General features: G+C 53.5%; 1 protein-coding gene. It reads right to left on the bottom strand.

Translation table 11 applies throughout. From position 1 onward, the window contains the following. Window positions 1-866: IS5 family transposase (locus tag GFJ39_RS13895; protein WP_153432047.1), on the bottom strand; the 866-nt coding region annotated here is incomplete at its 3' end. Window positions 867-921 lie beyond the last annotated feature (55 nt).

The following is a 921-nucleotide window of genomic DNA, read 5'->3' as shown; positions in this document are numbered from 1 at the left end:
AGATGCGGCTTCTTCCTGTGAACCTTTGAGACAAAACCCTGCTTTTCCATGAAGTCTTCATTGGCTTTGGAGCGATAGGCGGTATCCGCCCAGACGCCTGAGGCCGTATTGGTTTTATCCAGCAGCCCTTCTCTCAATCGCGCGCCATCATTGGCGGCGGCATCCGTCGTCTTCCATTTCCGGATGAACCGAAACTTCCGATCGATGGAAATGTGGGATTTGTATCCAAAGAACGGGATGGCGAGATCACTCGACGGCATGGTTCCATCATCCTGCCGCTTCGCTTTCGTGAACTTCAGCGTCCAGCGCGCATGGCGATCCTTGTGGGACAATTTGGATGGCTTGTCCTGCCAGTCTTCAGGAATACGTCCTGCCCGGAGATCCGCTTTCTCAGCGTTGGTATTGCGCTGCTTCGGAGCCGCTACGAGCGTGGCATCCAGGATCTGGCCTGACATCGGCAGATAACCGGCGTTTCGCAGAGTTGCATCAAACCGGTCAAACAGTCTTTCAATGGCTCTCGCCTGTGTCAGGCGTTCACGGAACAGCCAGACTGTTTTGGCATCAGGCACCCGATCTGAAAGTCCCAGACCAAGAAAGCGCATAAAGGAGAGGCGGTCGTTGATCAGATATTCCGTCCGTTCATCGGACAAATTGTTCAGCGTCTGGATCACCAGGATCTTGAACATCAACACCGGATCGAACGGCGGTCGTCCGCCTTTGCTTCCATCTGAATAGGCCAGAGACTTCTCCAGATCAGGACGGAACACCTCAAAATCCACAGTCCGGGAAAATGCTTCGAGTTGGTCACCTAACCCGCTCAATCGAGCAAAGCGCTCTTCAACATCAAAGAAACCCGGCTGCTTCATCTTCCACCATCCCCAATCAACGCAGGAGAGATGGAATCACACAGAGAGCCCCAAA

The organism is Gluconobacter aidae (genome assembly GCF_009547075.1).
In the GTDB taxonomy this organism is placed as follows: domain Bacteria; phylum Pseudomonadota; class Alphaproteobacteria; order Acetobacterales; family Acetobacteraceae; genus Gluconobacter; species Gluconobacter aidae.
This window is presented reverse-complemented; position numbering and strand designations above follow the sequence as displayed.